This window comes from Streptococcus sp. CM6 (assembly GCF_000526095.1).
Classification (GTDB): Bacteria; Bacillota; Bacilli; order Lactobacillales; family Streptococcaceae; genus Streptococcus; species Streptococcus oralis_BW.
On record NZ_JATS01000018.1, the window covers coordinates 40,841 to 54,172 of the forward strand.

The window sequence follows — 13,332 nt, forward strand, 5'->3', positions numbered from 1 at the left end:
GTTCCTTTCTATCTTAGCTGATTCGCCACTTGAGGTAGGCATCGATAAAACCATCAAGGTCTCCATCCATCACCTTATCTACCTGAGCAACTTCAAAGCTTGTACGGTGATCTTTTACCATAGTATAAGGTGTGAAGACATAAGAACGGATCTGACTTCCCCATGTGATTTCTTTTTTCTCACCTTTGAGAGAATCAACTTCCGCAGCTTTCTTTTCTTGCTCCATCTGATAGAGTTTAGCCTGCAACATCTTCATGGCACGATCTCTATTTCCATACTGGGTACGATCGACCGTTGACTGGACGACAGTCCCCGTAGGAATGTGTGTCAAACGCACACCTGTTGAAACTTTATTGACGTTTTGTCCACCAGCACCACCTGAACGGAAGGTATCCATTTTGATATCATCTTCACGAATTTCCACTTCGATAGTATCATCCAGCTCAGGCATAACCTCTACGGATGTAAATGAAGTATGGCGACGTTTGGCAGAGTCAAATGGTGAAATACGGACCAAACGGTGAACACCCATTTCTGATTTAAGTAGTCCGTATGCATTGGGACCTTCAAAAGACAAGGTCACAGACTTGATACCCGCTTCATCACCAGCCTGGTAATCCAAGACTTCTACTTTAAAGCCTTTGGCATTTCCATAACGAGTGTACATGCGGAGCAACATATCGCCCCAGTCCTGAGCCTCAGTACCACCAGATCCTGGATGGATTTCCAAGACGGCATTATTATGGTCATAAGGTTCTGACAAGAGAAGGGTCATCTCGTAGTTGGTCATCATCTTATCCAACTCGGTTAGCTGCTCGACCAGTTCATCATGGACTGACTCGTCTTCTGCTAAAAAGTCCAATAAAATCTCAACTTCATCCTGCAACTCTTCCATTTTACGGAAGGTGTTGTAGGTGTTTTTTAATTCATTTAATTCTTGCGACGTTTTTTGGGCCGCGATATTATCGTTCCAAAAATCAGGTTCTGTCATCTTGTTCTCCAAGATGGCAATCTCTTCCTCTAAGCCTTCGAGGTCAAAGAGACCCCCTGAAAGAAGCTAATTTTTCACGATTTGCGTCAATTTTTTGACGAATTTCTGAAATGTCCATAGATACTCCTTTTCATATCGTTTTATTATACCATAATCTCTTATTTCTTTCCATATTTTGCTTTTCATCGCTTTTGTGGCAGAAGAAAAGAGGCCCGAAAGCCTCTGGTTTAAAGGACTTTGGCAGAGGTCTGAGTGATTTCCTCCACTTGAATTCCTTCTTTTTCAAACTTTTCCTTTAATGCAGTCAAATCGATTTTTCCATCAATTTGAACTTCGATGACGACCTTGCCATCCTTACGTGGAATGTTTACAGTATGGGAAATATTTAAATCCTCTTCTACAATTAAAGCTACAATTTTCCCCAGTACTCCGACTTCATTTTCTGTAATGAAACGAACCCGAATCCCCTCTTCTCCGTATCCGGCGATTTCCAAGAAAGCCTGAAAAACATCGCGGTCTGTAATGACGCCGTAGACCTGATGATTGTCTACGACTGGTAAGATCCCTATTTTATTTTTCAGCATCAGGTAGGTCGCATCCTCTAGACTAGCATAGCCAGAAACAGTCACGACATCTCGAATCATTACATCTTTTACTTTGGTTTTATTTAGAAGATAATTCATCTCATAGATAGAGAGACTGGTTGCTTTAGATGGGCTGGCTTCCGCGATGGTTCCTTCTGTTACCAATCCGACTAATTGATCATTTTCGATAACAGGTAAACGGTGCAAACCTTGCTCGCGCATCAAATCTGCTGCGTGTGCCACAGTTGTATCTGGACTGATATAAACTACCTTACGGGTCATGAAATCTTTAACTGCCATGGGACTTCTCCTTCTATATTGCTACTTTTATTATACACTTTCTTAGAAAATCTATCAAACGCTTTCATCTCTTTTTCAAGATTTTGAACAATCTGAGAAATTTGCATAAAATGCCAGTGTAAGTTAAAAGGGAACCGAAGTCCCCTCTCTTCTTAAATCGTAACAGTGTCTCGATCTTTTATCATATAACGTTTCAGTGGGCTAAGACTAGCTAGCCAGTATAGTAGTCCACCGAATAGCGCAGTAAATCCGCTACCCGTTGTGATTAAAAAGATTGGACTTTGAATTTGTGCAGTTACAGGGTTGTAGACAAATAGTACCGCTACCAATAAGGAGATAAATACGCAAGACAAGCCAACTAAGTTAAATCCTTTAGTAAATTCGTAGGCGTTATGCCCTTCAAGGAAATAGGCTGAACGCAAGTCGAGTTTTCGTTTTCTTAAGATAAAATAGTCGACAACAATCATACCAATAATTGGCCCCTGAATATAGGCGGCTAGGGAGATGAAGGATCCGAAATACTCTTCTACTCCTCCCCAGATAGTGAGTAGACTCACGTAAACCATGGCAATCCAAACCATTAGTTTATAGCTTACTTTGGGCATCCCACTTTTAACAATCATACAGTTCACGTACGATCCTGTCCCCTGGGTTCCAATATTGGCAAAGGCTACTAATAGTAGACTTAAGAGAGCAAAGGCTGGGGTGCTTAGAGTTGATAGCATGGTTGTTGGATCACTTTCATAAACACCTGTTTTGACAAACATGGCTAGAGCCATGACTCCACCTGTCGCAACGAAGAATGGAGCCACAACTCCGTATGATAAGGCTGTAGCCCAATAACCGCTGCGTTCTGATTTTGCTAAACGCGGTAAAACCAATGCTTGTGTAGACCAAGAAAAGGCAAAGGCAACATTTCCTTCTCCAGAAAGCATGAAGCGTTCTAATGGCGTCAAATCTCCTTGAGTGGCTGGTTGGATATTCATAATATCAGTTATAGGAACGGCGACAAAGCAGATTCCAACGATAATGAGACCGACAATCAACAAGGCGATAACCAAGAAGCGATTGGTCCATTTAATCACTTCTGGACCTCCAAGAGCAATGAGAGTCCCAAGGAGAACACAGAGGGTACCAAGAATTGGCGCCCATATTCCCTTGTCCAAACCAAGACCAAAGTTATTTGCCAAATGGATCATGGAACTAGCAAAAAGATTGGCCGCAACAGCATACCATCCAAAGTTAGCCAAGCTAATAATGGTTGATAACAGGGCTACACCTCTTTTTCCTAGAACAGCTCTCAACCAAATCCACAAATCAATTCCATACTTAACCGCAAACAAAATAGGAAGACATTCAATAAAGACCCAGATAATGTTAAAGCTAAAAATATTTATCAACATTTGATTAAAGGTCAAATATTGAGCTACATAGGCTCCTTGGGTATAACACCAAGTAGCAATGGCAAAACCACTTGTCGATAGAAAGAGATCCCAGAAAGAATACTGACGATCCTTATTGGTCATGGGAACAATTCCAGTTATGGTTTCTTGTTGGATATAGTCATTCATTTTAGACATGTTATTGAATTCCTCCCGTCATTGCTAAGATAATCAAAACAAGGTTGATTAGGACTATGGAGATGATTAAAATGAAATCACTTTTTAGGAAGGGTTGAACAAACTCGTAGTTTGGTGACTCCATTTCTTCCAATCTTCTCTTTGTTTCAGCTGCTACTAATTCTTCAATTTCAGATGTCGTTTTCATCTCAGTTCTCCTCCAAATACAAGTCAAGAGCCAGTTGTCCATATTGTTTGGTATAGCGATACCAAATGTAGAGGAACTCACCGACTGGTTTTCCAACACTCTCCTGGAACAAAGCCCACAAGAACCAGTAATATGAGGTCACTGCTACATAAGCCAAGTAGTGACGTTTGGTTTTCTTATCTGGTACGTCTTGTAGATACAATTCCAGTACTTTTTCAGCATCCTCTACGGTATAATTGGAACACGCGATAAAGGTGCCCAAATCTCCTGCTGGCTCTCCCATTCCAGAATATTCCCAATCAATCAAGCTCATTTCGCCTGCTTCATTCAACAAGAAATTAGGACTATAGGAATCTCCGTGACAAAGAACAACCTGTTTCGGATCATTCTGTAAATAGTTTTTGAGAATTGAAACAGTTTCATCCAATTCCTCGAGGCCATCAAATTCAAATCGATTTCTAGCCTTCAATTTTTCTCTAAAATCATCAATTCCCTCAAATTGGTCAAAGGAATGTTCCGTTTTTTCTCCAGATTGGTGTAACCGTCTCAAGAGATCCATTGCTTGTGCCACATCATCCCAATTATCATAATCCAATTGCTTAGCATTGGGAATAAATTCTGAAATTTTCCAGCCCTCATCCTTGTTCATAGCTACGAAGGTACGGTCAATCTTTAATTTTGCAGCAATTTCCATAGAAGCTGCTTCACTAGCTCGGTCGATATAATTTTCCGTTCCCCTGCCCGGATGACGGTAAACATATTTTTTCCCTAGACAGTCAAATGAAAATGATGTGTTGGTTAATCCATCTTTTAGTGGTTTGATATTGACAATATCTGAAGCCACACACTTTAATGTCTTACAGATATTATCGATAATAGCTGAGTCTGCATTTACCAAATAACGTTCATCAAATTGACGGAGTTCATCTAGTGAATCAAATTCTTTAACACTATCCGCTGAATAGTGGCGAGCTTCTAAAAGGAGTTCTTTGACATGGCGACTATAGTAATCCTCCCAAAGCTGTTCCCGATAAGGTTCGTGCTTAAACTCGGTTTCTAAAACTTCCTTGAATTTCTCGCTAAATGTACGGTCAAAATAAACGTGCCCCACCATGGCCCAAGTATTTTCTCCACCAATCTGGATATCAATGATCGTGTGATTCGAATCCTCTATAGCACAATATTCGTCCGTTTGACCTTCTGCAAATATGGTCGAGTAATAACCTCTATAAATATATTGCTCAAACGGATTTTCCACAAAATAATTATCCGATGAACAAATATAAGTGTTGGAAAGTTGATTTTTAACCAACATGAGAGATGAACAGTTATTGTATTTGTAGTAGTCATTATTCACTACAATTTTTACACCAAATTTCTCAGCAAGATAGAACATTTTTTCTTGAAGATAGCCTACGATAACGGTTATATCTTCTATTCCTGCTTCTTGCAGTTGTCTGATTTCCCTCTCTATCAAGCGTTCCCCCTTAACTTGAAGCAATCCTTTAGGAATCTCATAAGACAAAGGAGCAAAACGACTACTCATTCCAGCAGCCATTATAATAGCATTTTCTACTCGATAGGGCTCTAAAACTTTCTGGCCTAGTTCTGTTAAGTGAAGCTCCTCATCAACCCTCTTCTCTTCTTTCAGTTTTTTCAACAATGTGTTAACTGTCCCTAAAGATAAATCTAGCTCTTCAGCTAACTGTCTCTGAGTAAAGGTCTTTTCTTTATGTGTCAACATAAAACGCAAAAGTTTAAATTGTTTTTCTGTTACCATTTCTCAGTCCTCCTGTTCAATTTCCACTTACCCATATAATATGAACAAAAATAACTGTCAATTCAAATAGGGAAACAATGAGTAAAAATTAAGACCTTCTTCCCTTTCCTGAAAAACATATACATAAAAGAGCTCCTTATTCTGGAGCCCTGAAATATTTTATATTTTTGATAAGTAGTCGTATTAGGTTTCGCTTGGTTGCAATCCTTATCTGCCGACTAAAACAATCCACTGGATTGTTTTAGCCACCTAGATATGCTTTTCTGACTTCTTCTGATGAGGCGAGTTCTCTTCCTGTTCCTGATAGGACAATCTTTCCTGTTTCAAGGACATAACCACGGTCAGAGATAGCGAGGGCCTTGTTAGCGTTCTGTTCAATTAGAAGAACTGTTGTTCCTTGCTTCTGAATATCTTGAATGATATCAAAAATTTCTTGTATAAAGATAGGGGCAAGTCCCATTGACGGCTCATCCAAGAGGAGGAGCTTAGGTGTAGACATGAGAGCGCGTCCCATAGCCAGCATCTGCTGTTCACCGCCTGAAAGAGTTGCCGCATCTTGGTTTTTGCGTTCTTCCAGACGAGGGAAACGTGAAAAGACTTTTTTCAAGTTGGCTTGATTTTCTTCACGATTTTTCTTTAAAAAGGCTCCCATTTCTAAGTTTTCCATAACAGTCAATCCTGGGAAAACATGGCGTCCCTCAGGAACTTGTGAAAGACCACCTGCCACGATTTTTTGAGCTGGCAACTTTTGAATTTCTTTTCCTAAAAACTGAATTTTACCAGCACTTGGACGAACCAAACCTGAAAGGGTACGAAGAATGGTTGTTTTACCAGCACCATTGGCACCTATCAAGGAAACAACTTCACCTTCATTAACCTCGAAACTTACATCACGAACTGCTTGGATCATACCGTAATGCACAGAGAGGTTTTCAACTTTTAACATAGACATTAGGCTTCACCTCCTAGATAAGCTTCGATAACACGTTTATTCGTCTTAATTTCGTCAGGAGTTCCCTGAGCAATCAAGCGACCATATTCAAGAACATAGATACGCTCAGTGACTTCCATAACCAAATTCATGTCGTGTTCGATGAGCATGATGGTAATTTTAAATTCATCTTTGATACGACGGATCAATTCTGTCAATTCAGCTGTTTCTTGTGGATTCATCCCAGCCGCGGGCTCATCCAAAAAGAGGATTTTAGGTTCTGTTGCCAGAGCACGAACGATTTCTAATCGACGTTGTTGACCATAGGCCAGATTCTTGGCAAGAGTATCTGCATCACTATCCAAATCAAAGATCCTCAGCAAGTCCAAAGCTTTGCCTTTTAATTCTTCCTCATTCTTATAAAAAGCTGGTAGGCGTAGAAAGCTCGCAAGGACATGTTGTTTATGATGATTGCTAAATGCAATCAAAACATTTTCCAAAACTGTCAAGTCCTTGAACAAACGAATATTTTGGAAGGTACGACTGAGACCAAGTGAAGCAATCTTGTAGGGAGTTTTCCCATTTAGGAGATGACCATCTAGTGTCACAGTACCTTCGCTTGGTTCATAAACACCAGTCAAGAGATTGAAAAGGGTTGTTTTACCAGCCCCGTTCGGTCCAATCAGACCAACCAATTCTCCCTCGTTCAATTCAAGAGTGACATCTCCAACAGCTGTTAGACCGCCAAAATGTTTGGTTAACTGTTTAACTTCAAGTAGTGCCATTAGTTTTGTCCCTCCTTCTTAGATTTTTTAAAGAAACGTGATAGACTTAATTCCCATGTCCCAAGAAGTCCACCTGGTCTGAAAATCATCACCAATACAAGAGCCAAGGCGTAGATGATCATACGTACGCTAGCAACATCCTGAAGGAGCATATTTAAAATTCCTAAAACAATCGCTGAAACGATGGTACCAGTAATAGATCCAAGTCCACCAAATACAACGATAATCAACACGTTGATGGAATTAATAAAGGTGTAATCTTTTGGCACAACAGATCCGATAAAACCAGCCTGAAGTGAACCAGCAATACTTGCTGTAATGGCACCAAAGACAAAAGCGATAATCTTGATCTTTGTAGTGTTTACCCCAACGGATTCTGCAGCAATCTCATCCTCACGAACAGATAGAGTAGAGCGTCCGATTGGACTACGTAGGAAGTTGAGAGTTGCAATAGTTGTGACCACCACAAAAAGATAAACCATTTGCCAATTGGTAAAGTTTGGAATACCCAAGATACCAGCAGCACCGTTGGTCAAACTTCCACCATTAATAATAAAGATACGAATGATTTCTGAGACACCTAGTGTCGCAACAGCCAGGTAGTCACCCTTCAAACGGAGTGTTGGAATACCAACGAGCAAAGCGACTGCACCAGAAATCAAGGCACCCAAGACCATTGCTCCAAAGAAGGCACCATAGGTTGGTGATTTTGAACCAATAATCGCTGCTGCATAAGCCCCAATCGCCATAAAACCAGCATGACCGAGTGAGAATTGTCCTGAAAAACCAACGATTAAGTTCAAACCTACTGCAAGGATGATATTAATCCCAATTTGTTCTAAAATTTGGACATGGAATAGATTGAGAACACCAGCAGAAACCAGTACACTAATCAATCCATAACCCGCTAACAGAAGGAATAACCAGAGAATATTTACTTTAAGATTTGTCTTCATTGTTTACACCTTCTCTTTCACATTCTTACCAAGGATACCTGCAGGTCGAACAATCAGAATCAAAAGCAAGATTCCATATACGATAGCATCACGGAAATCAGACATACCGAAGGCAGTAGCAAATGTTTCCAACAAACCAATTACAAATCCCCCTAGAGCTGCACCAGGAATAATCCCGATACCACCAAGTACGGCCGCAACGAATGATTTTAGACCTGGAGTCACACCCATCAAAGGTTCAAGAGAGTTGTAGTAAAGGGCAATGAGGACACCTGCCGCACCAGCAAGAGCTGAACCCAAAGCAAAGGTAAAACTGATTGTACGATTTACATTAATTCCCATCAATTGAGCTGCGTCACTATCAACTGATACCGCACGCATAGCTTTCCCCATTTTTGTTTTTTGGACGATTAATTGCAATAAAACCATCAAGAGTACAGAAACTGCTAAAATCATCAATTGAACATTTGTCAAGCTAATTGGTCCCAAGTCAAAGCGGACTGTTTCAATTGCTTGAGGGAAGGCACGAGTATTGGCACCTACTAGATAAACCATTCCGTATTCCAGTAGGAAAGACACTCCGATGGCAGTAATCAATACGGCAATACGTGTAGAGTGTCGCAAAGGACGGTAGGCAAGAAATTCAATCACAACACCAAGTAGTGCGGTTCCTGCCATTGAAATAATCAAAGCTAAAAAGAAATCCATTTGGAAGGAATTAATCAAAAAGTAACCAATAAAGGCACCTATCATATAAATATCACCGTGGGCGAAGTTGATGAGTTTGATAATTCCATAAACCATGGTATAACCCAAGGCCAAAAGTGCATAAACACTACCCAGAATTAAACCATTCACAAGTTGTTGGAGCATAGCATTCACTCTTTTCTATCGTTATTTTTTAGAAAATTTCTCAATTTTCACAAGTTCATAAACACCGAAACAGGGAGTGAGTCAAAGGCTCATTCCCTATTTCAACTACTATTCTAATGTTATGGTTTTACAACTTCTGCTGCTTCTACTTTACCATTGTTCATGGTCATCATGTAAGCAGTTTTCACTGTATTGTGGTCAGCATCAAAGCTCGTTTGACCAGTTACACCATCAAAATCTTTTGTTTTAGCAAGGTTGTCCTTGATTTCACCTGAGTTTTTAGCACCTTTTGCAGCATTGGCTACTAGATAAACTGAGTCATAAGCCAAGGCTGAGAAGGTTGAAGGCTCTTCATTGTATTTAGCACGGTATGCTTCAAGGAAAGCTTTAGCTTTTTCAGAAACATCAACTGTAGTTGAGAATCCTGAGATGAAGTAAATGTTTGATGCTTTTTCAGCTGTTGCTTGTTGAACAAATTCTTCACCGTTAAATCCATCACCACCAACGATTGGTTTATCAATTCCCATACCACGGGCTTGGTTTACGATTTTACCTGCTTCTGTGTAGTAGCCTGGAACAACGATAGCGTCAAACTCTTTCCCTTTCATTTTAGTAAGGGCTGCTTGGAAGTCTGTATCACCTGCTACAAACGTTTCATCTGCTACAATCTCACCCTTGTAGGTTTCGCGGAAAGATTTAGCAATACCTTTAGCATAGTCACTAGCATTGTCAGTATAAAGAACAACCTTCTTAGCATTCAATTTGTTTGTCACATAGTTTGAAATAATCTTCCCTTGGAAGCTATCTTGGAATGTTCCGATAAATAGGTAATCTTGACCTTTGGTCAATCCATCTTGAGTCGCACTTGGTGAAATCAATGGAACCCCTGCTTGAGTAGCGTTGGCTACAGCTGCAGCAGTTGCACCAGATGTCGCAGGTCCTACAATAGCTGTAACTTTTGATTGGGTCACTAGGTTCGTTGTAACAGAGGCAGCCTCAGCAGTTTCAGATTTGTTATCTTTATCCACAACTTCGATTTGTTTTCCATCGATACCACCTGCAGCATTGATTTCATCAACAGCAAGTTGAGCACCTTTTTGTTCAGAAGTACCATAGGCAGCTACAGCACCTGTTTCTTCAAAGTTAAAACCGATTTTGATAGTCTTTTCGTCTACTGGGTTACCAGTTGTATTTGACGCTCCTGACTTGACCTCTCCACAAGCAGCGAGAAGAGCTACGCTAGCAAGAGCCACAAAAGATAGGGCAAATTTTTTCTTCATTTTTAATCTCCTTATAGTTGTTTCAAAAATAGTATGTTAAGAATATACCGAATTATCAGAAAATTGTCAACCTTTTTATTCACTTTTTTAAATGATAACGTTTTCTTCATTTCGATAGAGATTCCCAACAAAGGGAGTTTCTAACTCTTGAATGTGACACCGCCTAATTTTCTTGATAAATCTTTCCTTACCTAATCTCTCTACTAAGTCATCTAACTCCTCAGTTGGAACATAGAGTTGCAAGTAGCGATGCTTCTTAGAATGGTAACAGATGTCACCGTATTCCTGAAGTTTCTTTGCATCCCGATTATAGTAAAGATAGATGATTAATCCTGATCGATTGACCTTTTCAAACATGATAAATCCTCTTTCTAAGAAATCTTCTCCTAATTATATCAAAAAAAGCAAACCCCGTCGAGTTTGCTTTTTAGGTTGGTTAGCTCAAAGAATTGTTGACCATGATTTCATCAATAAAACCATACTCAAGTGTTTCTTGGGCACTCATCCAGTAATCACGTTCTGCGTCTACATGAATTTGCTCGACTGATTTACCAGAGTTATCTGCAAGGATTTGCTCCAAAGTCTTACGAGTTTTAAGCAAGTGCTCTGCAGCGATTGCCATATCTGTTTGTTGGGTACCACCACCTGTACCACCCATTGGTTGGTGAATCATATACTCTGCATTTGGAAGCATGAAACGTTTGCCTTTTGCTCCACTTGATGCAATGATAGTCCCCATTGAGGCTGCCATCCCCATCACGATGGTTTGGACATCTGCCTTGATAAAGTTCATAGTATCAACGATTGCCAAACCAGCTGAAACAGAGCCTCCAGGTGTGTTGACATAAAGGTAAATATCTTTTGTACTGTCTTGGGCATCCAAGAAGAGCAATTGGGCAATAACGGAATTGGCCATGTTGTCTTCAACTGGTCCAGTCAACATGATGATACGATCTTTTAGTAGACGTGAGTAAATATCATATGAACGTTCTCCACGGCTTGTTTGTTCAATAACTACAGGAATCATTCATTTCTCCTTTTAATGTTGAATTTTCTTAGTCATACGACTTCAATACAGAACTATTATATCTTTTTGGTCAAAAAAGGTCAATTTTTTGCTCTATTCTCTAAACAGAAACAAAAACTCAACCTCCTTTCAAGTCAAAAACAAACTTCTAGTTTCAATATTTACTTTGGGATTTTATTTAGTACCGAACAAGCGGTCTCCAGCATCTCCAAGACCTGGAACGATATAACCGTGTTCGTTCAAGCGTTCATCCAAAGCCGCAGTAAAGATTTCTACATCTGGGTGTGCTTCTTGAAGGGCTTTTACACCTTCTGGAGCAGATACCAGGCAGACAAACTTGATATTGGATGCGCCACGTTTTTTAAGTGAATCTACAGCCAAGATTGCTGAGCCACCTGTTGCCAACATTGGATCAACGACAAAGATTTGACGTTGGTCAATATCCTCAGGCAATTTCACCAAGTATTCAACTGGTTGAAGGGTTTCTTCATCACGGTACATACCGATGTGTCCAACTTTTGCTGCTGGAACCAGATTCAAGAGACCATCTACCATCCCGATACCTGCACGCAAAATTGGGACAATCGCCAATTTTTTACCAGCCAATTGTTTTTGAACGGTCTTTGTGATAGGTGTTTCAATTTCAACGTCTTCAAGTGGAAGATCACGAAGTACTTCATATCCCATCAACATTGCAATCTCATCTACTAGCTCACGAAAAGCTTTTGTAGAAGTGTCTGTACGACGCAAGATTGACAATTTGTGTTGAATGAGTGGATGATTAATGACTTCAATTTTTCCCATTTTCTGAGTTCCTTCTTTCAATTTATTCTTCTTATTATATCAAAAAACGGTTTAAAAAGCTTTCTAAACCATTTATTTTTATTAATTTTTAAATCAAATCTGCCTCTTGAAGAGCTGTCTGAACAGTCTCTAATGGTAAATGGGTTAACTCGGTGCCTTTTTCATGATAAAGGTACTGGGCATAGTCATCCATTCGGTACTGGTTGATATAAACCACGCGCTTGCAACCAACTTGTAGCAGTTGTTTGGTGCAGTTCAGACAAGGGAAATGGGTCACATAGGCTGTAAATCCTCTGGGAACCCCTCGCTCAGCCCCTTGGAGAATAGCATTAACCTCGGCGTGAAGGGTTCGAACACAGTGACCTTCAATGACCAGACATTCGTGGTCAATACAGTGTTCCGTTCCTGATACGGAACCATTGTAGCCTGTTGAAATGACTTTATTGTCCTTAACGAGGACAGCTCCCACCTTGGCACGTTTACAGGTCGAACGATTGGCAATCAGTAAAGCCTGAGCTGCAAAGTACTCATCCCAAGCCAGTCTTTTTTCTGTCATAATTCTTCTCCTTATTCCCTATTTTTTGAAAAATGGCAAGCGTAAATCTGCAATCTTTTCAGCCGGAACCTTCATGCCATCCTTGATCCATTTGAGCAGAACCGATACGATGGCAGAACTCCAAAAGGAATGAAGATAGCTGCTGACACCTTTTGACTTTCCGTGGTATTTTTCTAGAAATTCCTGCATGGCTTGGACGAAAATCTTTTCCAAATGGTAGTCCAGAGCAAGTTGGATAACCTTGGCTTCTTTCTTGGCTGCTCTGAAAAAGTGAACCCAGACTAGATAAAGGTCGGTTTTGACATCGTAGTGGCTCAACTGTTCCATAATGTTATGGACACTGCGTTTAAAAACACTTTCCAAAATCTCTTCTTTGGAGTCATAGTTACGATAGAAGGCAGCACGAGAGACGCCCGCCCGCTTGACTAATTCTGAAATACTGATCTTTGCCAAGTCCTTTTTCTCTAGAAGTTGCAAAAGAGCCGTCTCGATTGCTTCTCTGGTTAAAAAATTGGATTCTTGATTTGATTTTCTGAGATTTTCAAGAGATTTTTCAGATATTCTACGTTCAGACATAACAATTTCTTTCTACTTGTAACAACAGAGAGGTGATACTTTTGTTTCAAGGACATTCATGATACAATTGTAAAAAAAGACAGAACCTTTGTCAATGTATAAGTGACAAAGATGGAGAATTT

Annotated in this window: 15 protein-coding genes; all 15 read right to left on the bottom strand. The window is 40.1% G+C overall.

Going from position 1 to position 13,332, the window contains the following annotated elements:
• Window positions 1–13: 13 nt before the first annotated feature.
• The 15 genes from prfB to HMPREF1516_RS04835 all read right to left on the bottom strand — a co-directional run bounded on the left by prfB (window position 14) and on the right by HMPREF1516_RS04835 (window position 13,210).
• Window positions 14–1,109 (bottom strand): peptide chain release factor 2 gene (gene prfB / locus HMPREF1516_RS04765; protein ID WP_156916951.1). Its coding sequence is split into 2 segments (ribosomal slippage): window positions 14–1,036 and window positions 1,038–1,109, totalling 1,095 coding nucleotides; the frame shifts between segments, so codons are not numbered across the junction.
• A 109-nt stretch (window positions 1,110–1,218) separates the two neighbouring features.
• Window positions 1,219–1,875 (bottom strand): CBS domain-containing protein, encoded by a 657-nt coding sequence (locus tag HMPREF1516_RS04770; RefSeq protein ID WP_033605910.1) that lies wholly within the window; start codon window positions 1,873–1,875, stop codon window positions 1,219–1,221.
• Window positions 1,876–2,027: 152 nt separating this feature from the next.
• Window positions 2,028–3,455: a cytosine permease gene (locus HMPREF1516_RS04775; protein ID WP_033605911.1), complete on the bottom strand. Its 1,428-nt coding sequence runs from the start codon at window positions 3,453–3,455 to the stop codon at window positions 2,028–2,030.
• 1 nt (window position 3,456) lies between these two features.
• Window positions 3,457–3,642 (bottom strand): hypothetical protein, encoded by a 186-nt coding sequence (locus tag HMPREF1516_RS04780; protein ID WP_000859101.1) that lies wholly within the window; start codon window positions 3,640–3,642, stop codon window positions 3,457–3,459.
• A 1-nt stretch (window position 3,643) separates the two neighbouring features.
• Window positions 3,644–5,422, bottom strand: a complete 1,779-nt coding sequence (locus HMPREF1516_RS04785; RefSeq protein ID WP_033605912.1) for a phosphotransferase — start codon at window positions 5,420–5,422, stop codon at window positions 3,644–3,646.
• A 241-nt stretch (window positions 5,423–5,663) separates the two neighbouring features.
• Window positions 5,664–6,374: an ABC transporter ATP-binding protein gene (locus HMPREF1516_RS04790; protein ID WP_033605913.1), complete on the bottom strand. Its 711-nt coding sequence runs from the start codon at window positions 6,372–6,374 to the stop codon at window positions 5,664–5,666.
• Window positions 6,374–7,138: an ABC transporter ATP-binding protein gene (locus tag HMPREF1516_RS04795; RefSeq protein WP_033605914.1), complete on the bottom strand. Its 765-nt coding sequence runs from the start codon at window positions 7,136–7,138 to the stop codon at window positions 6,374–6,376. The genes HMPREF1516_RS04790 and HMPREF1516_RS04795 overlap by 1 nt, the downstream gene beginning before the upstream one ends.
• A complete protein-coding gene (locus HMPREF1516_RS04800; protein WP_009729953.1) occupies window positions 7,138–8,094 on the bottom strand; it encodes a branched-chain amino acid ABC transporter permease in 957 nt (318 codons plus the stop codon). Before HMPREF1516_RS04800 ends, HMPREF1516_RS04795 begins: the two co-directional genes overlap by 1 nt.
• A 3-nt stretch (window positions 8,095–8,097) precedes the next feature.
• On the bottom strand, window positions 8,098–8,967 hold the full coding sequence (locus HMPREF1516_RS04805) for a branched-chain amino acid ABC transporter permease (RefSeq protein WP_000941409.1): 870 nt from the start codon (window positions 8,965–8,967) through the stop codon (window positions 8,098–8,100).
• A gap of 119 nt (window positions 8,968–9,086) precedes the next feature.
• Entirely contained in the window at window positions 9,087–10,247 is a 1,161-nt protein-coding gene (locus HMPREF1516_RS04810) for an ABC transporter substrate-binding protein (protein WP_033605915.1), read from the bottom strand.
• A gap of 87 nt (window positions 10,248–10,334) precedes the next feature.
• A complete protein-coding gene (locus tag HMPREF1516_RS04815) occupies window positions 10,335–10,604 on the bottom strand; it encodes a YlbG family protein (protein WP_000462130.1) in 270 nt (89 codons plus the stop codon).
• Between the two features lie 79 nt (window positions 10,605–10,683).
• Complete coding sequence (locus HMPREF1516_RS04820) at window positions 10,684–11,274, bottom strand: ATP-dependent Clp protease proteolytic subunit (protein ID WP_000613460.1); 591 nt, start codon at window positions 11,272–11,274, stop codon at window positions 10,684–10,686.
• Window positions 11,275–11,448: 174 nt separating this feature from the next.
• Window positions 11,449–12,078: a uracil phosphoribosyltransferase gene (upp, locus tag HMPREF1516_RS04825; RefSeq protein ID WP_000515972.1), complete on the bottom strand. Its 630-nt coding sequence runs from the start codon at window positions 12,076–12,078 to the stop codon at window positions 11,449–11,451.
• A gap of 88 nt (window positions 12,079–12,166) precedes the next feature.
• On the bottom strand, window positions 12,167–12,634 hold the full coding sequence (locus tag HMPREF1516_RS04830) for a deoxycytidylate deaminase (RefSeq protein ID WP_000136990.1): 468 nt from the start codon (window positions 12,632–12,634) through the stop codon (window positions 12,167–12,169).
• 18 nt (window positions 12,635–12,652) lie between these two features.
• Complete coding sequence (locus HMPREF1516_RS04835; protein ID WP_033605916.1) at window positions 12,653–13,210, bottom strand: TetR/AcrR family transcriptional regulator; 558 nt, start codon at window positions 13,208–13,210, stop codon at window positions 12,653–12,655.
• Between the last annotated feature and the right edge of the window lie 122 nt (window positions 13,211–13,332).